This is a genomic window from Algimonas arctica, from assembly GCF_014652695.1.
Lineage (GTDB): Bacteria > Pseudomonadota > Alphaproteobacteria > Caulobacterales > Maricaulaceae > Litorimonas > Litorimonas arctica.
Window position 1 is genome coordinate 432593 of record NZ_BMZH01000001.1, and the last position, 21631, is coordinate 454223.

The window sequence follows — 21631 nt, forward strand, 5'->3', positions numbered from 1 at the left end:
ATAGTACGCGTTTAGTGAACGAGCTCAAGATGATCGTCGGACCTTAACGCCGCGACTGTACCAAGTTCTTCGCTCTGTTCTACGATGGCCGTCTCAACCTTCATGCGCAGGACATCCGGGGTGCCGTCGCTATCCGGGAAAGTCGCGGTTTCAATCATGTCATTTATCCGCGCGGCGACGCGCGCAACATCCGTACGGTGTTCTTCGGGGAAGGCTACGACGACTTTGTCTTTATCTATGCGGGCGACTATATCCTGCATACGAACGACGCCCGCGATCATTTTGATCGATTGCGCATAAGCCAATTTGAGCGCGTCCCCCGTCAGGGCCGACGTGAATTTGGGCGTCAATTTGATGGTCAAAATACTCAACGGAACTTTGCGCGCACGGCAATCGCGCGACACGCGTTTGAGGTGCGCATGTAGGAAGCGGGCATTCAAAACACCCGTTTCAGGATCAGAACAATCCGGCCCACCTAAATTTGTGAATTCGTCTTTTAACTGCTGATGTAAGCGGCAATCATTGGCCAATTCGAGGACGCGTCCGCTCAGCTCTTCAGGCGGGGCATCGGCATCGATCAAGTCTTTGATCCCATTGGCATAGGCCGTGTCAGTTTCACGGAACGTCTTCTTATCAACCAACAGTAATGTCGGAACATGAAAGAGGCGCGGGTTACGGCGCATCGTCTCAGCGATGGTCAAGGCTGGCTCACCGCCTTGCAAAGCATTCATCACGACCGCGTCAAATGTGCTGTCATGTAAATAATCAAAGGCTGAAAATGACGTGAAAGCCGCCACGACATTGACGTTTTTATCCTGCAGTGAATTGACTACCGCCATATAAGCCGGATCAGCCTTGCCAATAAATAGAACGCGGAAGGGCTGTCGCAACGGCGCATCAGGCAAGGTAATGTCTTGTCCGAATGTGTCACGGAGCGTTTCCATCCGCCGGACAATTTCTGCTTCCATCTGACCCAGGCGGATTAGCGAGGACACTCGGTGCGCCACTTGGACCGCGTGAACAGGCTCATACAACACAGAATCGTAAGGGCTATCGCCTTCGGTTTCTCGCATCAAACGGCCCAAAATCGGAAATTCTCGCGGCGCATAGCGCTGACGCACAAGCGCAACGATCTTTGGACCTTGTTCGACGTAATCAGATAAAAAGCAAAGTACCGCCGATGGCGCCCGTTCAGGTAGCTCAATCGTGTCTGACCCATCATATCCAGTCAGGCTGACATCCAGTGATAGCGCCTTCAAATGCTCGACCAGAGCAATTGACCCATCGACATCATCGGTCACGATCAGAACCCGGCGGTTGAGCCGCGGCCTTACAGAGGTTGGCGTGTGTCTAGCGAGAATCGACATGGAGCGAGACTTAACGACTCGCTCCTTTCCGTTTCGTTAACCAAACTTATTCGGCGTCGCGATTCCAGCCACAACTCCGACCCGCATTTTGCGTTTCGAGATAGGTCATCAGCGGTGCGTAATATTCCAGAATGGCAGAGCCATCCATATCGCGTGAGCCGGTGAACGCTTCAAGCGCATCGGGCCAAGGCTTGGAGGAGCCCATTTCCATCATCGCGTTGAACTTTTTACCCACCTCTTCATTGCCATAAACGGAACAACGATGGAGCGGACCTTCAAAGCCGGCCTGATCACAAGCCGCTTTGTGGAATTGGAACTGCAGGATGTGAGCGAGGAAATAGCGCATATAGGGCGTGTTGCCGGGAATATGGTATTTCGCGCCGGGGTCGAACGCGTCCGCCGGACGATCCGCAGGGGGGCGAATGCCTTGATACTGCGTCCGTAGTGCCCACCAGCCGTCATTATAAGTCTCTGGGCTCAGCGTGCCGTCGAAGACCTGCCAGCGCCACTTATCAACCATAAGGCCGAAGGGAAGGAACGCGACTTTATCCATCGCTGTCTTCATCAATAGCGCGATGTCAGCATTCTCGCCCGGCACACCGTCTTTGTCCAACAGGCCGATTTTAACCAAATATTCTGGCGTGATCGAGAGACCAATCATGTCGCCGATGGCTTCGTGGAAACCATCATTCGCACCATCTTTGTAAAAGACGGGTTGAGCTTTGTATGCGCGTTGATAAAAATTATGACCAAGCTCGTGATGGACGGTCTGAAAATCTTCGCCCGTCACTTCAGTACACATCTTGATCCGGACGTCTTGCTGGTCATCCAAATTCCACGCTGAGGCATGACATTGAACGTCGCGATCTTCTGGCTTGGTGATCAGGGACCGTTCCCAGAACGTATCCGGTAGCTCTTGAAAGCCCATTGATGTGAAGAAGTTCTCAGCCGTTTTGACCATCTTCAACGCATCATAGCCATTTTTTTCCAATAAGGCGGTCGTATCAACGCCCGGCGCCGCGTCGGCCGGTTCTGCGAGCGGATAGACATTGCCCCATTGTTGCGCCCACATATTACCAAGAAGATCGGCGCGGATCGGCTGATCGAGCGGAACAACATCATTGCCATATGTCTCATTGAGTTCACCGCGAACATAACAGTGGAGTTGCTCATAAAGGGGATTCACTTGACCCCAGAGACGATCAACTTCGACCGCGAAGTCATCTGCATCCATATCGTAGCCAGCGCGCCACAGCGCACCCGCGTCCGGATAGCCTAATTCTTGCGCGCCTTCGTTGATCAACTCAACCATGCGCGTATAATCGTCCTTCATCGCCGGGCTTATCGTGCGCCACCCTTCCCAGACTTGCTTCATAAGTTCCGGGTCACGCAGATTCGCCATCATTTTTGTAGCTTGACCCAAATTAATAACGCCGTCTTCAGGCCCCGTGTAAAGTTTCGTTCCGTCTTCTTGTTTGACAGTGAAGAGGGCTTTCACATCTTTTCTATCAAAAACCTCTTTGGGTAATGAAAACTCGCCCTTGGCATATGTCCCATCCAAACCTGCCATGATCTTGGCCAGTTCATCAGCGGCGCCTTCGCGGTTCGGCGCAGGGAAGTTTGACCCGCGCTTCAACATGTCGATCTTGCGGCGCATATCTTCGGGTAAGTCGACGCCATTAAACCGTTTCGCGTCGTTCGAAAGCCGGGTGCTAAGCTTTGAGCCTTCCGCTGAGGCGTCGGCGACAAGGCTATTGGTATCAAAGGTCACGAAGTTAGCGTTGATCCATGCGGCGCGCGCGCCAACGCGGTAAACTTCAACAATGTCACGTTCTGCGGCTTCGAGGAATTCGCGGGCTTCTTGAACCGTTGGGCGGGTTTCGACGGGCGTCGTTGCAGCAGCCGTCAACGCATCAATTGTGCTTTCCGTGCTTTCCGTTTGGGCATCGGTGCAAGCACCGAGCGCAAGGACTGCGATACAAGACGAGGCGAGGAAGAAGCGTTTCATATGTCAGTCTCCGAAAATATTACCCGCTTGCACCCACAAGCGGCCGTCTGCATGGCTGTTTCATTCGTAACCACCAAAGTGGCGTGATTCAACGGCACTTTGTATCGCATTTACTAGAAAATGGAGAAATCTGTGCCCGTAGGTCTCCTTATGGTCAATCTTGGAAGCCCCGACGCGCCGACGCCAGAGGCGACGCGGCGATATTTAGGCCAATTCCTTCATGACTATCGTGTTGTTGATACGAGCCGGTGGATCTGGTGCCCGATTCTGCACGGCGTGATCCTGCGTATCCGTCCGACCCGCTCAGCCAAAGCTTATGCCAGTATTTGGGGGGAAGACGGTACAGAAGCCCCGCTCGTCCGGATTACGCGGTCACAAGTCGCGGGCGTTCAAGACCGGCTCGGTGATGCGGTACGGGTCGAAACGGCGATGCGTTATGGCAACCCATCTATTGACGCTGGGCTAGAGAAACTGATGGCGGCGGGCTGCACAAAAATCGCAGTTTTGCCGCTCTATCCGCAATATGCTGGCGCGACGACGGCGTCAGTCTATGATGGGGTTGCCAAGGCATTGGTAGGGAAATGGAATGTCCCGGAACTCCGTTTTCTGAGGGATTATTACCGTGAACCCGCTTTCATAGGCTCATTGGCCAACAGCCTGTCAGATCATTTCGGCACAATCGATTGGACACCCGACCGGATCCTATGTTCCTATCACGGCCTGCCTCAGACCTATGTCGATGCCGGCGATCCCTATCAGGACGAATGTTTAGAAACGACGGACCTGCTACGCGCGCACACGGGCTATAGTGAGACTGTCCTGCAATCGACATTTCAGTCCCGGTTCGGGCCAAAAGCGTGGTTGCAGCCTTATACGGACAAGACGCTGGAAGCCCTGCCGGAACAAGGGATTAAAAAAGTCGCTGTCATGATGCCGGGATTTTCCGCCGATTGTTTAGAAACACTCGAAGAGATCGCGATTGAAGCGGAAGAGACTTTCCTCGAGGCAGGAGGGACGCATTTCACCACTGTACCGTGCTTGAACGACCGTCGCGATCATATTAATATGTTAGCCGATATTGCGAGAAATCGCCTCTTAAACGGCTGGCTTGATCAGGGCGAATAGAGCGTCCGCATCATCTGTTAAAATATCGACGGAGCTAATCGTGAGGTCGGCAAGGGCCCGGTAGTCATCGGCCCGCGCGGCCAAGAGGTCAGGATAGCTCGCGAGGAGCGATTCCGTCTCACTGAGACCGTCGCGTTTTTGATAGTGCTCTTGCCATGCCAACGGCTTGGGTTGCGCAAAATATTGGCTTTTAAGGCGGTCTAAATGCTCCGGAGCGGCTTCGATATAAACGGTGAACCAGTCCTTGCGAATTTGGTCTAACACAGCGGCATCCGTATAAATGACAGAGCCGGTCGTATCGAGCAGGGGGTTGCGGGCTGTGGTCGTGAGGCTTTTTTGCGTCGCATCACTTTCCATCGCCATTGATTGGCGTTCCCGTTCTGCGTATCCGGCGCTGTAGGGCTGTCCCTGCCACGCGGCAAAAGCATCCATATCGGTTTCACCGAGCGCATCCCAAATTAAGCGATCCACTTCTATAAGGCTGAAATCAAACTGGGTCGCCAACCGCATACCGGAATAGCTTTTGCCAATGTTCGACATGCCGATCAGGGCCAGTTTCAGGTTGCCTGCTGCGTAGCGTCGGTCAAATTCAGCGCGGTCGAGCTTCACCCCAATTCGCTTGCGATATAGTCAGATAGCGCCTCGAGCGTCGGCAACAAAGTTGTCACCCGAGGCTTGCGCGTCATGGCAGCTGCCAGCGACGGCGGAAGAGGAACATCCTTGTGAATGATTCCTTCGAGGCTATCGGCAAATTTTGCCGGATGGGCCGTCCCGACGGTCAGGAAAGTCGCGTCAATGTCGTGACGCTCTCGGAAAGTGAGGATGCCCATATGGCCGACGGCCGTATGCGGGCACAGTAAATAGCCCGTGTCTTGATAGACGCGGCGGATATGGCGTGCTGTCGCGTCATCATCAAAAGACACGCCCCAGCACGCGCTACGGATCGCATCAATATCGTCACCAAAGAGACTGAGAATACGCGGGAAATTGTTCGGGCGGCCAATATCCATCGCGTTGGACAGGGTCGGAACTGAAGGTCGCGGGCGGTATTCACCGTCGACCAAATAATCTACGAATGGATCATTGGCGTTATTGGCAACAATGAAGCGGTCAATCGGCGCGCCCATCGCGCGGGCCATCAAACCACCCGTCAAATTTCCAAGGTTTCCGGACGGAATGGACATCACGAGTTTGCGTTTTGGGTAGGCCGCTTTGGCTTGGAGTGACGCCCAGACATAATAAAAACTCTGCGGCACAACCCGTCCAACATTAATGGAATTGGCGCTCATCAGATCAAATCGTTTTGTCATAGCCTGATCGGCGAAGGCCGCTTTGACTAGAGCCTGACAATCATCAAACGTCCCATCAATAGAGATCGCATGGACGTTTGAGCCTACCTTACCGATGGTGCAAAGCTGTCGCTCTTGCACCGTGGACACGCCACCCTTGGGGAAGAGAATGAAGACTTCGACGCCGTCTTGTCCCAAAAACGCATCGCCAATAGCACCGCCTGTATCGCCTGATGTGGCGACGAGAATAGTCCGGCGTTCTCCGGATTTTTTCATCAAATGCGAGGCAGCCCGGCCCATAAACCGTGCGGCAAAATCCTTGAAAGCCAGCGTCGGTCCATGAAACAGTTCCAGCACAAATTCGTCCGCTTGGACCGGCATGGCCGGGTCCAGCCGCTGTCCCACAAATGTCACCATCGGCACATCGAAATTATACGCATCCGCGCAAAGCGCTTTGAGCGTGGTTTCATCGAAACGATTGTCTGTGAAATAAGTGGCAAGTTTCGCTGCGCAATCTGCGAAATCCATCGCGCCCAAGACCGCCATCTTATCCGGCGTGAAGTGCGGAATTTTGTCTGGCATCCACAAGCCCCCATCCGGCGCAAGACTGGCCAGAAGGGCGTCGCCAAATTCGGCTGTGACTTGAGTATCGAGGTGGGAATGGTATTTCATGAGTTTTTCGCCCTAACGCGATCAACGACGAAGGCAAGTCGTGAATGTGCTTCTCGCTAACAGTCAGCCAACCCTGACGCTATGCGCGAGTATATTGACCATCGTCGCATGCGCGGGGTGGTCCGTACGGTTATGAATACTATGGGGCCGATCTGCATGATAGCGCAGGGTTTCACCTTCCTTGACAGTCCAGCGTTCGCCTTCAACCCGCACTTCAAGCTCACCGGATAGCAGGGTCAGGTTTTCGACGGAGCCAACGGGGTGAGGGGAGCTGATCAATTTTCCGCCCGACTTCGCACGAAAGTCATAGACTTGCACAAATTGAACGGTTTCGATCGCGCCGATAATGCGTAAGTCACAGAGTCCGTCGTCAGACGTGATGTGAGGGATATCCTGCACATGGGCGTGTTGGACGAGGGCGGTTTGGGTCGGAGAGGTCGCAAACATCGCCTCAACACTCGTCCCTAAAGCCTGCGACAGGCGAGACAGGGTTGCGACTGTCGGGTTTGATTCATTCTTCTCTATCTGGCTAATCATCGACTTCGCGACACCTGACATGACCGATAATTCGCCCAGTGAGAGCTGATCTGACTTTCGAAGTCGCGCAATCGTTTCACCTAACTTCTCTGATAAGGCTTCCGTTTCTGGACAGGTGGGCCGTTTTGAGCGTGTTTTTCGGGTCATGACAGCTTCGTGAGTTTTTGGGGCTAGAAGTTTTCTAACTGTTCTATATATAGAACGACTTGGACTATCAAGAGAACCGTAAACAATAAAGATGCCCTGATGCGTTACCTACCTATCCATATCGATCTTCAAAACAAGACCGTGATTATTGTCGGAGGCGGCCCCGCTGCCGAAGCGAAACTCCGTACCTTGATTAAAACAGATGCCCGGTTGGTCATCATGAGTGATACGCCGAGTGCGGAAATTCTTCGCTGGGCTGATGAAGGCCGGGTCGAAATTACGGATGAGGCCGCGTTTGAAACGGCGACATTGATCTATGCGGCAACGGAATCGCCTGCCGACAATCTTAATATTGCTGAAAAAGCCCGTGCTTTGGGGCTTCCCGTCAATGCCGCAGATCAACCCGCTGGATGTGATTTTATCACACCCGCCCTTGTCGACCGCTCTCCCGTCACTGTGTCAATCGGCACAGAAGGCACGAGTCCAGGCCTCGCGCGTGCCTTGAAAAGTGACATTGAATCCCGTCTCCCGTCTGATCTTGGACAAACCGCGCAGACGATCAAAGGGCTACGCGACACGCTCAAATTAGAGGAACCAGACATCGCGAAGCGCCAAGCTTTTTGGGCGCAGGTTCTGGGGTCTGGCCTTGGTGATTACGCCAATTTAGACTCTGAGGTCATCAACGCACGCTATAATGCCGCGCGTCATACCGCTATAACGTCGGATGATCGCGCGGGATATGTCCACATCGTCGGGGCCGGGCCGGGCGATCCGGACTTGCTGACCGTTGGCGCGTTACGTGTCATGCACAGCGCCGATGTTGTCATCTATGACCGTCTCGTCAGCGAAGAGGTTCTGTCGCTTTGCCGCCGTGAAGCCGACTATATCTATGTTGGCAAGATCCCGGGCGGTGTCTCAACGCGCCAAGAGGAGATCAATCGTATTATGGTCGAAACCGCGCAAAACGGGGCGACCGTTGTCCGCCTCAAAAGTGGAGACCCGCTTGTGTTCGGACGCGCTGAAGAAGAATTCGCAGCACTGGACGCCGCGGGCATTGATTTCACGATTCACCCCGGCATTACTGCCGCCACAGCCGCCGCCGCGTCGCTGCGCCATTCTTTGACGGTGCGCGGCGAAAACACGGCCGCTACGCTGGCGACAGGCCATGACGAAAACGGCTTTGCTGAACTTGACTGGACGGCGCTCGCGAAACCAAATGCGCGTGCGACGATTTATATGGGATTGCGCGCCGCGCGGTTCATTCAAGGCCGGTTGCTGCTGCATGGCGCCAACAGTGCGACACCTGTGTCTGTGGTCGAAAATGCCTCACGAGCGAACGAAACCATTCTTAGCACCACGATTGGGGCTTTGTCAGACGACCTTATCTCCAGCGGCATCAAGGGCCCCGCCGTTGTGATGATCGGCTATGACGTCCGATCTGTACGCGCAAAAATGAAAGCGGCGTCATGAGCACGCTCAAACATAAGGGCAAAGGGCCGCAAGCCATGACCGCCAATGAACTCGTCTCCGGGCTGAATGTCTGGATGACTACCGATTATGGCTGGTCGCGAGACTATGCGGATGCGCTTTTGACAGAAGACGATGACCAGATCTCAATCATGGATGAGACGGCGAAGGCTGAAGAATTCGCCAACACAGTCGTTGGCGCTTATTTTATCGACACAGTTGACGGCAAACCGGCGCGTTACCGCGAACGGTTTAGAACACACGGCCCGTCCTACGACACAGCCGCCCTCATCAATCAGGAACGCGTTTAATGTATCGTTATGATGAATTTGACGCGGAGTTCGTAAACTCACGCGTGGCACAATTTCGCGGGCAGGTTGAACGCCGCCTTGATGGCCGTTTGAGCGAGGCAGAATTTCGCCCCTTGCGCCTGATGAACGGGCTCTATCTGCAACTGCACGCCTACATGCTGCGTGTGGCTGTGCCTTACGGCACGTTGCGAACGGACCAACTTCGCATGCTCGCCCATCTCGCGGATAAATATGACAAAGGCTACGGCCACGTCACGACTCGCCAAAACATGCAGTTTAACTGGCCCGCACTCAGCGATGTGCCAGACATGCTGAGCGATCTGGCGACCGTCGATATGCATGCGATCCAGACGAGTGGGAATTGCATCCGCAATGTCACCTGTGACCCGTATGCAGGCGCAACAGCGGATGAAATTGAAGACCCACGGCCGTTAGCGGAACTCATCCGTCAATGGTCGATGCTGCACCCCGAATTCAGTTTTCTTCCCCGTAAGTTCAAGTTTGCGGTGACAGCCAGCCCACATGATCGGGCCATGATTAAAGGCCACGACATCGGCATTCAGATCGTGAAGAACGACGCGGGAGAGGTGGGCTACCATATTATTGTTGGGGGCGGCTTAGGGCGCACCCCGGTTTTGGGTGAAACGTTGTGTGCGTTTCTGCCCAAAGCGGATTTGTTGCCTTATCTGACAGCGACGATGCGCGTGTACAATCGTTTCGGACGACGGGATAATAAGTACAAAGCGCGCATTAAAATCCTCGTGCGCGACACCGGAATCGCGGATTTCACAAAACTTGTCGACGATGAATTCGCGACGCTTGACGTGAACGATACGGCTGTCTCTCAGGAGGAATGTGAGCGTATTGCATCCTATTTCGAACCGCCCACATTCGACACCAATATCAAAGCCATTGACCTTGACTCGCAGCCGGAAGCCTTCCGGAAATGGGTCGCCACCAATGTCGCGCCGCACATTGCGCCTGGCTATGCCATCGTCAATATTTCGCTCAAAAATCCGGAACGGGCTCCGGGCGACATCACAGCGGAACAAATGCGAGCGGTTGCCGATCTAGCAGACCGTGAGAGTTTCGGAGAAGTCAGGACGACTCATCAGCAAAACATGGTGTTGCCCCATGTCCGCCAAGACGCGCTACGCGCCGTCTGGGACGGATTGGTTGCCGCGGAACTCGAAGACGCGAATATCAACCTGATCGGAGATATCATATGCTGCCCCGGCATGGATTTCTGTGCGCTCGCCACGGCGCGCTCCATTCCTGTCGCGCAGGCCATCGCGGAACGGTTCAGCGATCACGATCGCCAGCAAGCGATTGGCGAGATGCAAATCAAGATTTCTGGCTGCATTAATGCCTGTGGTCATCATCATGTTGGCCACATCGGCATTCTCGGCCTCGAAAAATCTGGCGTCGAGTTTTACCAAGTCACCCTCGGTGGTGATGCGACACATACGGCGGCGATCGGCGACAAAATGGGCGCAGGTTTCAGTCAGGACGAATTGGTCGACGGGATCGAACGGATCGTTGATTTTTATATGGGTGAGCGATCCGGAAGCGAACGCTTCCTTGATACATACCGCCGCCTCGGAACTGCAGCCTTTAAGGAGGCTCTTTATGCCAGCACTTGATCTATCTATTGTTCGCGACACAGGTGTCCGCAGCAATGATGTGATGCCGTCCGATCTGGACGCGCTCACACAAAACACCGACATTGAAGCCTTGCGCTTAGCGCCAGACGCTGACTTATCGGAAATCGTCGATGCCTTGCCGCGTATTCAGTCTATTTTCATTGAATTCCCCGCCTTCACGGATGGGCGCGGGTTCAGTCTCGCGCGGGTCCTGCGGAAACGTCATGGGTACACGGGATTGCTTGTCGCCGATGGGGCGCTCATCCCCGATCAGTTTGCCTTTGCGCTGCAATGCGGGTTTGATGCGGTGCGGATCGCCGATGCTGAATTGAAACGCCATACGCCCGAAGCATGGGACGCGGCACTAGACGCGTTCGATCTGGCTTATCAGCGCGGCTACGCGGTTAAGGCCGGACCTGCGACCTCCATATTCGATGCTCGCCTCTCGCGCTTGGAGGATCAAAAAACGGATGACCCTTTTTTCGGGCTGGGCGCGGAAGCCGCCCTTCGTCGCGCGATAGAGCTGCATGAGGGTGATTTGTTCCTCGCCAGTTCTCTCGGCGCAGATAGTGCCGTTCTGCTCCATATGGTCAGTCGCATTCGGCCTGACCTGCCGATCTATTTCCTCGATACAGGAAAGCATTTCCGGCAAACGCTGGCTTATCGCGACACGCTGATCTCGCAGCTTGGCCTGACGAATTTCATTAACGTGCAACCTGACCCAGCGCAGCTCGCCGATGTCGATCCGACAGGAAAGCTGCACGAAACACATCCCGATGCCTGTTGCGCGGTGCGAAAAGTCGCGCCGTTGAAACATGCTGTCGGCCATTTTGGTGCGCAAGTCACAGGCCGAAAACGCTACCAGACACCGGACCGCGCGAGCATGCCGATTTATGAGCAACTGGATGGAATGGTGAAGGTGAACCCACTGGCTTACTGGTCAGCCAAAGACGTCACCGCTTACATTCGCCGTCACAACTTGCCGCCGCACCCGATGTTCGCGCTCGGCTACCTGTCTATCGGCTGCCAACCTTGCACCACCCGTGTCGCTGCCGGGGAAGACCCGCGCGCAGGCCGCTGGCGGAACCAAGGCAAGACCGAATGCGGCATTCACATGGTGGATGGAAAATGGGAACCGTTGGAGAAGAAGGAAACATTTGAGGCGTTTTAGGTCTGCGCCCCAAACGTCTTCAAACTTACTTGATAAATATGCTGAGCAGATTCTTCGCGTAGGCAATCGCATCACGCTCTATTTTGCTCAACGGTGCCGTTCGGCCAATCTTCGATTCACTCAATAATGATTGGGCGAAGTCTATTGCGTCGCGTTCAATCTGATTGATCAAAGGTTGTTTCTGAGGGGTTGCTGTGTCCTGTTGCGTCATCGTTTGCTCCTGCATTAATTCACTAATGGATGTCTCAAACACAGCCGCAAGACACTTCAGAGATTCCAAGCCCGCCTTCTGACCCCCTTTGATTCGTTGGATCGTACGAGTGCTGAGGCCAGAATGGCGCGCCAGTTCTTCCTGCGACCAAGCCTTTTCAAGGCGGCGTTGTTGAATGTTCATCGCTTTTATCTTTACTTTTGTGTTGCCTCTTCATGACACTCATAAAGTTCAGCGTGAACGACACTGTCGTGACAGTGTCGTGACTATTCCGGCAATGTCATCGATTCCGGAAAAAGACGTTAGACACACACCTCAACAGCCGACCTCTTGCCTGCCGTATAAGATGCGGAGGCGACCTAACAGGCCGTTCTGAATGCGATTTCAAACTGCGGAAGCGGCTGATTGCCAAAACGAAGAATTTTTAGGCGGCTAACCCGCTGATCAAGTCAGCAGGAGGCGTCGTGAAATATAAAATACCGCTTACTTATGACGGTCCTGAAGCACCGCAACCACGTCACTCAGAGGCACATCTTTCGCGGCCAGCAGCACCAGTAAGTGATAAATTAGATCAGCCGCTTCTCCTTTGAACTCTGCATCGGTTTCGGCGACAGCGGCGAGGGCGACTTCCACGCCTTCTTCGCCGACTTTCTGTGCGGCTTTGACAAGCGGCCCCTGCAAGAGTTTGGCTGTATAGCTGCTATCAGGATCTGCGGCTTTGCGTTCGCGGATAAGTGTGTCGAGATAGCCAAGGAAGCCAACGCCGCTCGAGCCCTCATCGCCAAAACACGACACCGTGCCCTCATGGCAGGTGGGTCCCGTGGGACGGGCTGTCACAAGAATCGCGTCCGCGTCACAATCTGCTTCGAGACTGACGAGCGCGAGTGTATTTCCGCTCGTCTCGCCTTTGGTCCAGAGCGTCTCGCGACTGCGCGAATGGAAAGTGACGAGGCCAGTGTCCATGGTTTTCGAAAGCGCGGCTTCATTCATATAGCCGAGCATCAAGACTTGCAGCGTGTCGGCATCCTGCACAATCGCGGGCAGGAGGCCGCCGCCTTTGTTCCAGTCTAGTATCGCCGAAAGTGTCATATCCGCATCTCCAATCCGGCAGCGGCGAGATCGCGCTTCAAGTCCGGAATCGCAATGACCTGTTTATGAAACACGGACGCGGCGAGCGCGCCGTCAACGTCGGCTTGTCTGAAAACCGCTTCGAAATGCGCTGTCGCGCCGGCTCCCCCTGACGCAATCAAAGGCACATCACAAACCGCGCGTACTGCTTTGAGTTGGTCAATGTCATAGCCTTTGCGGACACCGTCGCGGTTCATGCAGTTGAGCACAATTTCGCCTGCCCCGCGGCTTTGCACTTCTTGTACCCAGTCGAGCGTCATACGGCCTGTTTCGCGGGTTTTATCAGGATCACCTGTATGGCTTTTGACCCGGTAGGCGCCGTCTTGTTCGAACGTGTCGATTCCGACCACGATACATTGCCGCCCAAAGGCGTCTTGTAGTTCATTGATGAGGTCAGGCCGGAGGAGGGCGGGAGAGTTGACAGAAACCTTATCGGCCCCCGCCGCCAATCGCGCGCCCGCAACCGCGACACTGTCGATCCCGCCTGCGACGCAAAACGGAATATCGAGTTCACGGGACACTTTGGATATCCAGTCTTGGCTGACTTGGCGGTCATCCGTCGACGCGGTAATATCATAAAAAACGAGTTCGTCGGCACCCTCATCCCGGTAGCGTGCGGCCAGTTCAACAATATCGCCAACATCTTCGTGATTACGAAACTGTACGCCTTTAACGACGCGACCATCGCGAACATCAAGGCAGGGGATGATCCGCCGGGCTAACATTCAAGGTGGCCTAGCACTGGATCGCTTCGGCTAAACCGAAGTTCCCTTCATAAAGCGCGCGGCCAATGATGATGCCGTAAGGGTTTAACGCCTTAAGGTCACGGACATGATCCAACGTTCCAACGCCGCCTGACGTTATCAAATCAAGTGTCGGGTAATTCTTGAGAATTGTCTGATACAGCTTTGTGTTTCCACCCGTTTCCGCGCCATCACGCCCAATGTCCGTGACTAGAATTGTGCGGAGTCCTGTGCCGGAATATCCGTCAAGTACTTCAAAAAATGGCGTTTCCGTTTCTTCTGTCCAGCCTTTGATCGCCGGATAGGCGACACCATTGTCATCCAGATTGACATCAAACGCCAAGACAAGTTTGTCCGGGCCAAGTTCGTCCAACCAACGCCGCACCATGATGGGTTGCGTCACAGCCAGACTACCGATCACAACACGTTCGACGCCCGTGTCTAACAAGCGACGGATCGTGCCAATATCCCGCGAACCACCGCCGGTTTGAACCTTCAGTCCGCTTTGCTTTGCTATGTCGCCAATCAATGCGGCCTGAGAAGAATGTCCTGTCTTCGCACCGTCCAAATCGACGACATGCATCCACTCTGCGCCTGCATCGGCAAAGCCGTGCGCGACATCAATCGGGTTCGCGTCATATTCGGTTTTCGCGTCAAACCGGCCTTTGAGCAGGCGGACGCATTTACCGTTCATCAAATCGATGGCTGGAAAAATCATAGGACGGCAAACGCCTTCAAAATAGCGGCACCTGTTTCGGCGCTTCGTTCCGGATGGAACTGACATCCACGCACATTGCCGTGCCGTAACATAGCCGTAAAGGGGTTTTGATAGGTGGTTGTGGCTAAAGTCATGTCTGAGATGGGCGCGGCGTAGGAATGAACGAAATAAGCGTGATCACCCTCCGTCAAATCAGCCGTCAGAGGATCGTCCATAAGATTCGATAAACGGTTCCAACCCATATGCGGAGACGGCAGATGACCTGTTTCTAGAGCTGTGACCCGACCCGGCACGAGGCCGAGACCGTCAACCAGCTGTCCGCCTTCGTCTAATGTCTCAAACAAAAGTTGCATTCCCAAACAAATTCCCAAAACGGGTTGTTGCAGGGACTTTAAAGTATCCAATAAGCCAGCCTCTTTAATCTTGCTCATCGCATAAGGGGCCGAACCAACCCCGGGTATCAACACACGGTCTGCGGCCATAATTTGCGCTGGATCGTCACTGATCATCGAAGTGATCCCTAGCCGATCAAAGGCAAACCCGACTGATGCCAAATTGGCACATTTTGTATCAACGATAAGCACACTCATATCAGAGCACACCCTTGGTTGACGGCATATCCGTTCCATTGACCGCGAAAGCAGGCCTAAGCGCCCGTCCGACACCTTTGAAACACGCTTCGATCATATGGTGACTATTATCACCTTCGACCTCAATTTGAATGGCGGCGCCAAGCGTCTGGGCCAAGCTTTCAAAGAAGTGCGGGCACATTTCGACAGGAAAATCACCGACATGATCGGACGGGAATTCACCCTTGAACGTGGCCGCGGGACGACCGGATAAATCTATCGCGACTCGCGCTTGTGTTTCATCCATTGGCATCACAAAGCCATAGCGTCCGATTCCGGCCTTATCGCCGAGCGCTAGTTTCAATGCAGATCCGAGGGCGAGGGCGGTGTCTTCAACCGTATGGTGCGCATCGATTTCGAGATCGCCTTTGACGACACAGGTCAATCCAAGCCCGCCATGTTTGGCAATTTGCTCTAACATATGGTCGTAAAAGCCAAGGCCCGTGTCGATCTTGACCGCTGTGGGATCATCCAGATTGACGCGGATCGCGACATCCGTTTCTTTAGTCGTGCGGAAGGTCTCACCAATGCGCTGTGGTGCGTCGTCGGACGTGAGCACTCCGAGGGCCGTCAGCGCCAAGTCATTCTCTTGCGGCGTGCCGATAGACAGTCTGAAGTGGCCGGGGATTTTGCTGCGAAAATCACGAATACGAATGTTGGCCGATGCAAGCTTCGCGACCATCGTCGTCTCATCCGACGCTTCAAACAAGATAAAATTGGCGTCCGATGGATATGTTTTCGCAATGAACTTTGATTGTATGAGCAATGGCAACAGGCGATCCCGCTCTGTCATTAAGATCATCCGACGTGCATCGACAACAGCCATCGCGGGCGCAGAGAGCGCAGGTAAGGCGGTATCAATCACGGGCTTAGGAATCGGGTAAGGCGGGATCACTTTGAGCATCAAATTGATCACGGCCGGGTCCGCGATGGCTGCGCCCAAACGAACGCCCGCCAAACCGTACAATTTAGAGAGTGTGCGGGCCACAACCAGATTGCGCGGACGGTCGGTTGAGAGGCTCGGGTGCTCTGAGAACTCAATATAGGCCTCGTCCAGCACGACTAAGCCTTGGCTGACTTCACAGACGCGGAGTACATCTGCCGCATCAATCGACGCGCCAGTCGGGTTGTTAGGCGAGCAGAGGAAGGTGATCTTAGGCTGCGCGTCTGCCACTGTCTGGGCGATCAAATCCATATCGGGACGAAGGTCCGCATCACTGGGCACATCAATGACATCGCAGCCTTGCAACTCGGCCACTGTCTTGAAGAATGAAAAGGTCGGAGACGAATAGAGAATAGTATCTTTGCCCGGTTCACAGAAAGTCCGAACCAGCACGTCAAGCGCCTCATCCGCGCCGCGGCCCATGACGATCTCTTCCGCGCTAACCCCATAAATATCGGCGAGACGTTGTCGCAGAGTTTCAGGCTGCTGTGCTGGGTAGCGATTATAGCCAGAAACCGCTGTCGTACCGGGTGGCGGGGACCAGGGGCTTTCATTAGCGTCCAAGTGCAAGGCGTCTGTCGAGGCACCGCGCGCGGAATAAGCCTTCATCGCGACAATATTCGGTCGCGCGATGGCTTCAGCCCAGTTTCGAGTGTCAGAGCTCATTGCATTGACTCCAGCCGCAGCGTCACCGCATTGCGGTGCGCGTCCAGCCCTTCCATATCGGCCAGCCGTTGAACGACCGGGCCAAGACTTTTTAATCCGGCCTTCGTCAGTCTTTGCACCGAAACGAATTTCAAAAAGCTCTCAATTGTAATGCCACTATAGGCACGAGCCGAGCCGTTCGTGGGTAGCGTATGATTGGTACCGGACGCGTAATCGCCAACAGATTCGGGCGTCCACGGACCCAGAAAGATTGACCCTGCATTGCGAATGGCGGGCACGAGTAATTCCGGGCTGTCCATTTGCACGATCAAATGCTCTGGCGCGTAACGATTGACGATATCGACAATGTCAGCCCGGTCATCCGTGACGATCATACGTGCATGAGAGAGCGCATCCGTCGCAATGTCTTTGCGGCTCAAGCCCTGTAATTGTTTGCCGAGCTCAACTTCGACGGCGGTCGAAACATGGGGGCAGCAAGACACACAGATCACTTGCGCGACGCGATCATGTTCGGCCTGACTCAACAGGTCGGAGGCGATAAACGCCGGATCCGCCGTTTCGTCGCAAATTACCATGGCTTCTGACGGTCCAGCGGGCATGTCGATGGCAGGGCCGCCAGGTTCTTGCGCAACAAGCGATTTGGCGGCCGCGACATAGGCATTGCCGGGTCCAAAAATCTTGTCGCAACGCGGGATCGTGTCTGTGCCATAGGCGAGGGCGGCAATAGCTTGCGCGCCACCGACCGCGAACACATCCGTCACGTTACAGCGGAACGCACACGCCAAGATGACGGGGTCAATTTTTCCGTCTTTGCCCGGCGGTGTCACAACAACACGGCGGCGAACACCGGCCACTTTGGCCGGCGTGGCGAGCATGATCAGGGTCGAAACAAGCGGAGCCGTTCCACCGGGGATATAAAGCCCAGCCGTATCAATCGCGCGGGTTTCTCGGCGGCAAATCACACCCGGCTCAGTCTCGACTTCAATATCGGCAGGCATTTGCGCGGCGTGAAAAGTCTTCACATTGCGTCGGGCTCGCTCGATGACGGCTTGATCCGCGGCATCGAGCGCATTCCAGGCCGCTTCCAATGCCTCTTGCGGTACAGACAATTGCACCGGCGCGTCCGTATCAAAGCGCCGCGTATAGTCAGAGATCGCCTTGTCACCGCGTGTCTTCACGTCGGCCAGAATATCCTGCACACGGGCCATCAGGGCCGTATCCGCGATTTCCTTAGGGCGGGCGAGGGCGCGCTCGCGTTCCTCTGCGTTTAAATTTGTCCAAACGAAACGCCGCATTAGCTCATCATTTTTTCAATAGGGAGTACAAGGATAGCCCGTGCGCCGAGCGCCTTAAGGTCCTCCAAGGTCTCCCAAAACACGGTTTCAGTACACACAGCCTGTATCGCGACCAAATCCTCTGTCCCCGCCAATGGAATAACGGTTGGTGAGTCGGAGCCCGGCAGCAGTGCTGTGATCGCCACAATCTGTGATTTCGGCGCATTGAGCATAATATATTTCGAATCTGTGGATTTGATCACGCCCTCGACGCGGCGCATCAACTTATCAAACAAATCGGCTTTCTCCGGCGACATGTCGCGCGCGCTTCGGATCAAGACAGCCTCAGACTCCAAAATGGTTTCAAACGCCATCAGGCCATTGGCTTCTAAGGTCGCTCCGGTGGAAACAAGGTCGCAGATACTTTCTGCCACGCCGATAGAGGGCGCCAATTCAACCGCGCCCTTCATTTCGACGAGTTTCGCTGAAATGCCGCGCTCTTTTAAGAATCGCCCTGTGACACCGGGATAGGTTGTCGCAATTCGCGTTCCCGAAAGGTCGGCGGCGCTTTGGACTGACCCGCGTTCTGGCGAAGCCAAACACAGGCGGCAGCGCGAAAACCCGAGCTTCATCGCTATTTGCGCATCCAGCGCGCTGGTCAGTTGTTCCTCAACCAATACATTCTCACCAACAATCCCAATATCAGCCGCGTCATTGGAAACGAATGATGCGATATCGTCGTCACGCACAAGGAGCAGGTCGATCGGCATATTCTTCACCCGAACAAGCAAGCTCCCACCGCGAACGGAGAAACGAAGGCCACAGGCTTTCAGCAGGGCGAAACTATCATCCGCCAGCCGGCCTTTTTTCTGCAATGCAATTCTGAGCCTATCGCTCATATCTTCGTCTCCAAGGCACGGGCGTCTAATAGTAGACGGTATCCACCGTGTGGCTCATCTTTGAGAAAACGGGAGACACGCCCGATGGTCGTCGTGCTGACGCCCGTCTCTGCGCTGATCTCTCGATAGCTTTTCTCACCCTCCGCCAACATTTGTGCGACTCGCCACCGTTCTGACAACACCCGCAATTCAGCAGGTGTGCACAGATCAATGAGAACCGACCGCATGGCTTCAGTCTCATCAATACGCGACAGCGCGTCACAAAGTTCGTTTAGGGATATATCCGTCATAGTGTCCGTATGAATGTGTTAGCGCGCTAATACATTCATACGTTTGTCAGTCAATCTCATATTTACAGATTATTTCGTGAAATACATGATGAGGCCAAGACCAATTTTAAGATACATACGCCTTTTATTTCAACACTCATTTTAATAAAAAAAAGTAAGTTCAGTAACTTACAGACATTTACAGAAGTTTCCACCTAGTCTTTATCTCAATAGATAGATTGAAACTATAAAGTGTATTCACAAAGGTTAATACTTGTGATACAACTTAAGGGGCAAGATTGGTATATAACACGTAAATCAATCGGCTGTTAGTTTTAAGGGAGATTGATTATGGCACGCCGTCCAACTATTTCTGAGGATATGAGGGAACAACTCTCGAAACTGAATCGCAATGACATCAAAGCCATTGCAAGGCTTCCAACTTTAGAAACGGATGACCCTGAATTCGGTCAACTCTTTATGAGAAACCCCGGCGCTGCATTGGCAGCTAAAGGTCTAGAATTAGATCCAAAAGAAATTGTCAGCATCCAAGAGAAAATCGACAAGTTGTCTGACATTCGCGCAGGCGGAATAGATAAGGTCGAAACAGAAGTTGGTATCAAGGTTAAAGTCAAATTCTGATCAACGCTTCACATGTCAGTTACAAAAATCGACGAACTTGCAAAAGCTGTTGTCGACGAGGCCATCACGGCTTCTAAATCAGCTGAGGCAGATATAGTTTTAGTTTTGCCGCCTTTTGCGAGTCCGGACCGGCCGTCCTTAGGATTGCATATCTTGCAGAATATCGCGCAAGCGAAAGGCTACAAAACCACTGTTCTGTATGCCAACCTGTCCTTTGCTCGCCTGATTGGACCTCTTCTATATCGACATCTTTGTCATACACCGACCGAAGATTTGACCGGAGAAAGGCTGTTTCGGCTCGCATGGCTTTCGGTTGTTCATTTTGGAGGTGGATCAGCTCCTGAACGCTGGTCAGATTTGCATCCATCCACACCCATTTTCCAATCGCTGCAGGAACAGGCTGTCGTGTGGTCTGAAGCGATGGCGCGTGGCATTGCAGGGCTTGATGCTTCCGTGATTGGGTTTTCCTCAACTTTTGAGCAGACCCTCTCAAGTTTGTCGATTGCTTCGAGGCTTAAGAAATATGCCCCTGATAAAACAACGATTTTAGGGGCGCAAACGCAGACGATGTTATGGGAGAAGCCCTCGCTGACATCGCACCGGAGATTGATCATGTTTTCCAAGGTGAGGCGGAGTCAGCCTTTCTCGCCTTCTTGGAGGACCGAGCCGCGGATGAGCCGATAAACCGGGTGTTGCCGGGGCTCGTCAATGAGAGCCTAGACGATATCCCAGCACCAGATTATTCAGACTTTTTTCTACAATGGACCGCTCTCGTTGATGAGGCGACGACCGCCAATGGAATAAAGCGTTCGGAAATACGTCTGCCTTATGAATCAAGCCGAGGGTGCTGGTGGGGCGCTAAGCATCACTGCACATTCTGTGGCCTTAATGCCAACGGTATGAACCATCGAACGAAGTCTGCAGACAAGGTGGAGCGCGAAATTGTGGCTATGTCACAAGCCTATGATGTGAACCGTATTTTGATGGTCGATAATATAATGCCGCATAGTTACGTGTCGACATTGCTTCCGAACCTCGCCGCCGCAGAACAAAAACTTGAAATTTTCTACGAGCAGAAAGCCAATCTCGGTCGGCGGCGGATGTTACTCTTGCGGGACGCAGGCGTAACTTCGATACAGCCTGGCATCGAAGCGCTCTCAACGCCGCTGTTAAAGCGGATGAATAAAGGCACCTCCTTACGCGTTAATCTAGACTGTCTGCGCCATGCTCGCGCCTCCGGCGTTTCTCTAGCATGGAATCTTCTGAGTGATTTTCCGGGAGACGATCAACAGAATTATGAGGATATGATCGAAATAATTCCGCTTTTACATCATCTTGAGCCGCCTGGCGGATTAGGCGGGCTGAGCATTGATCGCTTTTCGCCATATCACATGACACCCGAAAAATATGGGATTTCGAGAATAAGACCTTTGCCCGCCTATGCCGAAGTATTTCCGAACAGCACAGACCCTCGATTAGCTTATCATTTTGAGGGTGACTACAACTCCGCGCTTCGTCTGAGCCTTGATCTAAAAACCCGTATGGAAACCGTTATCCAAGACTGGTTGGACGCATGGCAAGAGGGTCCACCTATTCTATTCGTTTTTGATCTCGACGATAATCGCCACCTTCTTGTCGACACCCAAAGGGATTCGCAAATGAGCCAAGCCTCATCAGCGCTGAGGACGCTCATTTATTGCTAAAAGGCGCGGCGTCAGTTTGCGAGACAACGGCAAAGATGATTGAGCAGGGATATCTCATACAAGCTGATG

Annotated in this window: 22 protein-coding genes; 8 read left to right on the top strand and 14 right to left on the bottom strand. The window is 53.7% G+C overall.

The window, feature by feature from the left end:
• Window positions 1-11: 11 nt before the first annotated feature.
• Window positions 12-1367, bottom strand: coding sequence for a diguanylate cyclase domain-containing protein (locus IE105_RS02095; protein WP_189494893.1), 1356 nt, complete (start codon window positions 1365-1367; stop codon window positions 12-14).
• A 46-nt stretch (window positions 1368-1413) separates the two neighbouring features.
• Window positions 1414-3375 carry a M2 family metallopeptidase gene (locus IE105_RS02100; protein WP_189494895.1) on the bottom strand — a complete coding sequence of 654 codons (1962 nt, stop codon included), beginning with the start codon at window positions 3373-3375 and terminating at the stop codon, window positions 1414-1416.
• 120 nt (window positions 3376-3495) lie between these two features.
• Here IE105_RS02100 and hemH point away from each other — a divergent pair, with 120 nt between their 5' ends.
• Window positions 3496-4500 carry a ferrochelatase gene (gene hemH / locus IE105_RS02105; RefSeq protein WP_189494897.1) on the top strand — a complete coding sequence of 335 codons (1005 nt, stop codon included), beginning with the start codon at window positions 3496-3498 and terminating at the stop codon, window positions 4498-4500.
• Here the strand turns inward: hemH and IE105_RS02110 are convergent.
• The 3 genes from IE105_RS02110 to IE105_RS02120 all read right to left on the bottom strand — a co-directional run bounded on the left by IE105_RS02110 (window position 4471) and on the right by IE105_RS02120 (window position 7145).
• The gene (locus IE105_RS02110; RefSeq protein WP_189494899.1) at window positions 4471-5109 is read right to left on the bottom strand and encodes a nucleoside/nucleotide kinase family protein; all 639 of its coding nucleotides are present in this window, start codon (window positions 5107-5109) and stop codon (window positions 4471-4473) included. The genes hemH and IE105_RS02110 overlap by 30 nt on opposite strands.
• Window positions 5106-6461 (bottom strand): threonine synthase, encoded by a 1356-nt coding sequence (thrC, locus tag IE105_RS02115; RefSeq protein WP_189494901.1) that lies wholly within the window; start codon window positions 6459-6461, stop codon window positions 5106-5108. The genes IE105_RS02110 and thrC overlap by 4 nt, the downstream gene beginning before the upstream one ends.
• Before the next feature lie 63 nt (window positions 6462-6524).
• Window positions 6525-7145: a helix-turn-helix domain-containing protein gene (locus IE105_RS02120; protein WP_189494902.1), complete on the bottom strand. Its 621-nt coding sequence runs from the start codon at window positions 7143-7145 to the stop codon at window positions 6525-6527.
• Between the two features lie 99 nt (window positions 7146-7244).
• Here IE105_RS02120 and cysG point away from each other — a divergent pair, with 99 nt between their 5' ends.
• From cysG to IE105_RS02140, 4 genes are read left to right on the top strand one after another with little or no spacing between them, the layout of a single operon-like run.
• Window positions 7245-8615 carry a siroheme synthase CysG gene (gene cysG / locus IE105_RS02125; protein ID WP_189494904.1) on the top strand — a complete coding sequence of 457 codons (1371 nt, stop codon included), beginning with the start codon at window positions 7245-7247 and terminating at the stop codon, window positions 8613-8615.
• Window positions 8612-8923, top strand: a complete 312-nt coding sequence (locus tag IE105_RS02130) for a DUF2849 domain-containing protein (protein ID WP_189494906.1) — start codon at window positions 8612-8614, stop codon at window positions 8921-8923. Before cysG ends, IE105_RS02130 begins: the two co-directional genes overlap by 4 nt.
• Window positions 8923-10566, top strand: a complete 1644-nt coding sequence (locus IE105_RS02135; RefSeq protein WP_189494908.1) for a nitrite/sulfite reductase — start codon at window positions 8923-8925, stop codon at window positions 10564-10566. The genes IE105_RS02130 and IE105_RS02135 overlap by 1 nt, the downstream gene beginning before the upstream one ends.
• Window positions 10553-11737: a phosphoadenylyl-sulfate reductase gene (locus tag IE105_RS02140; RefSeq protein ID WP_189494910.1), complete on the top strand. Its 1185-nt coding sequence runs from the start codon at window positions 10553-10555 to the stop codon at window positions 11735-11737. The genes IE105_RS02135 and IE105_RS02140 overlap by 14 nt, the downstream gene beginning before the upstream one ends.
• 25 nt (window positions 11738-11762) lie before the next feature.
• Here IE105_RS02140 and IE105_RS02145 read toward each other — a convergent pair whose 3' ends face one another.
• The 9 genes from IE105_RS02145 to IE105_RS02185 form a co-directional block, all read right to left on the bottom strand.
• A complete protein-coding gene (locus IE105_RS02145) occupies window positions 11763-12131 on the bottom strand; it encodes a helix-turn-helix domain-containing protein (protein ID WP_189494912.1) in 369 nt (122 codons plus the stop codon).
• A gap of 300 nt (window positions 12132-12431) precedes the next feature.
• Window positions 12432-13037 carry a bifunctional phosphoribosyl-AMP cyclohydrolase/phosphoribosyl-ATP diphosphatase HisIE gene (gene hisIE / locus IE105_RS02150; RefSeq protein ID WP_189494913.1) on the bottom strand — a complete coding sequence of 202 codons (606 nt, stop codon included), beginning with the start codon at window positions 13035-13037 and terminating at the stop codon, window positions 12432-12434.
• Complete coding sequence (gene hisF / locus IE105_RS02155) at window positions 13034-13801, bottom strand: imidazole glycerol phosphate synthase subunit HisF (protein ID WP_189494915.1); 768 nt, start codon at window positions 13799-13801, stop codon at window positions 13034-13036. Before hisF ends, hisIE begins: the two co-directional genes overlap by 4 nt.
• A 10-nt stretch (window positions 13802-13811) precedes the next feature.
• Window positions 13812-14537 carry a 1-(5-phosphoribosyl)-5-[(5-phosphoribosylamino)methylideneamino]imidazole-4-carboxamide isomerase gene (hisA, locus tag IE105_RS02160; protein WP_189494917.1) on the bottom strand — a complete coding sequence of 242 codons (726 nt, stop codon included), beginning with the start codon at window positions 14535-14537 and terminating at the stop codon, window positions 13812-13814.
• Window positions 14534-15127: an imidazole glycerol phosphate synthase subunit HisH gene (hisH, locus tag IE105_RS02165; RefSeq protein ID WP_189494919.1), complete on the bottom strand. Its 594-nt coding sequence runs from the start codon at window positions 15125-15127 to the stop codon at window positions 14534-14536. The genes hisA and hisH overlap by 4 nt, the downstream gene beginning before the upstream one ends.
• Before the next feature lies 1 nt (window position 15128).
• Window positions 15129-16775 (bottom strand): histidinol-phosphate transaminase, encoded by a 1647-nt coding sequence (gene hisC / locus IE105_RS15310; protein ID WP_233353931.1) that lies wholly within the window; start codon window positions 16773-16775, stop codon window positions 15129-15131.
• Window positions 16772-18070, bottom strand: coding sequence for a histidinol dehydrogenase (hisD, locus tag IE105_RS02175; RefSeq protein ID WP_189494921.1), 1299 nt, complete (start codon window positions 18068-18070; stop codon window positions 16772-16774). Before hisD ends, hisC begins: the two co-directional genes overlap by 4 nt.
• The gene (hisG, locus tag IE105_RS02180) at window positions 18070-18948 is read right to left on the bottom strand and encodes an ATP phosphoribosyltransferase (protein ID WP_189494923.1); all 879 of its coding nucleotides are present in this window, start codon (window positions 18946-18948) and stop codon (window positions 18070-18072) included. Before hisG ends, hisD begins: the two co-directional genes overlap by 1 nt.
• Window positions 18945-19238: a YerC/YecD family TrpR-related protein gene (locus IE105_RS02185; protein ID WP_189494925.1), complete on the bottom strand. Its 294-nt coding sequence runs from the start codon at window positions 19236-19238 to the stop codon at window positions 18945-18947. Before IE105_RS02185 ends, hisG begins: the two co-directional genes overlap by 4 nt.
• Before the next feature lie 330 nt (window positions 19239-19568).
• Between IE105_RS02185 and IE105_RS02190 the strand changes: the two genes are divergently transcribed.
• From IE105_RS02190 to IE105_RS02200, 3 genes are read left to right on the top strand one after another with little or no spacing between them, the layout of a single operon-like run.
• Window positions 19569-19859: a hypothetical protein gene (locus IE105_RS02190; RefSeq protein WP_189494927.1), complete on the top strand. Its 291-nt coding sequence runs from the start codon at window positions 19569-19571 to the stop codon at window positions 19857-19859.
• 12 nt (window positions 19860-19871) lie between these two features.
• Window positions 19872-20543, top strand: a complete 672-nt coding sequence (locus tag IE105_RS02195; protein WP_189494929.1) for a RiPP maturation radical SAM C-methyltransferase — start codon at window positions 19872-19874, stop codon at window positions 20541-20543.
• Window positions 20432-21562, top strand: coding sequence for a RiPP maturation radical SAM C-methyltransferase (locus IE105_RS02200; protein WP_189494930.1), 1131 nt, complete (start codon window positions 20432-20434; stop codon window positions 21560-21562). Before IE105_RS02195 ends, IE105_RS02200 begins: the two co-directional genes overlap by 112 nt.
• Window positions 21563-21631: the final 69 nt, after the last annotated feature.